Source organism: Bacillus sp. LR--39 (assembly GCF_053613335.1).
Window position 1 is genome coordinate 1 of sequence record NZ_JBSIOT010001067.1, and the last position, 641, is coordinate 641.

2 protein-coding genes are annotated in these 641 nt (G+C 44.3%); both read right to left on the reverse strand.

The window, feature by feature from the left end:
- Nucleotides 1-407: NAD(P)H-binding protein (locus ACWHAR_RS28465; protein WP_452088620.1), on the reverse strand; the 407-nt coding region annotated here is incomplete at its 3' end.
- Between the two features lie 38 nt (nucleotides 408-445).
- Entirely contained in the window at nucleotides 446-571 is a 126-nt protein-coding gene (locus ACWHAR_RS28470; RefSeq protein WP_003245136.1) for a hypothetical protein, read from the reverse strand.
- Nucleotides 572-641 lie beyond the last annotated feature (70 nt).

Genomic DNA, 641 nt, shown 5'->3' on the forward strand with positions numbered 1-641 from the left:
TTTGCATGCTCCTTAGCTGCGCGGGTCTGCTTTCGTTTCGATTCATTTGTTGCAAACCGGTATTTTCCCGGTTCATATCGGGAATCTAGGATCCCTGCGGTGCCGATCGTAATAAGCCGTTTGATATGCTGTTCCTCCATAGCGGAGAGAATGTGTGCCATAGCAGTTGACAAGGTATCATCACCATCTGTGCCTAGACAGCTGATCACGATTTCAGCATTCTCCATTATTTTTTTCACATCTTCTAAGCGGCGGGCGTTCCCCATGACGGTTCTGTCTTTTGAAAGGGGAAGATCAGCATGTTGAGATCTGATCAGAGCGAAAATATCAAATCTTTCATCTGCTGCAGCTTGTGTTAAAAAGGCTTGTCCGACGCGGCCGCTGGCTCCTAATAAAGCGATTTTCATTAAAAAACCTCCTCGCCTTTTATTATAAAAGGATGTTCTCAGTTTGAACAGCGCGGGAAAGAATACCTGTACAAATAAACAGAACGATGGGAAACATATTCATGAATCATGGATACACTTACGAATTGAACCAGCTCCCAATTCACAATGGTGATGAATGACACCCCGATTCCCTCCCTTTTTTTCTAGGATATGTGGAGCAGGAAAAAAGGGTGACAAAATAAAGAGAGCGCG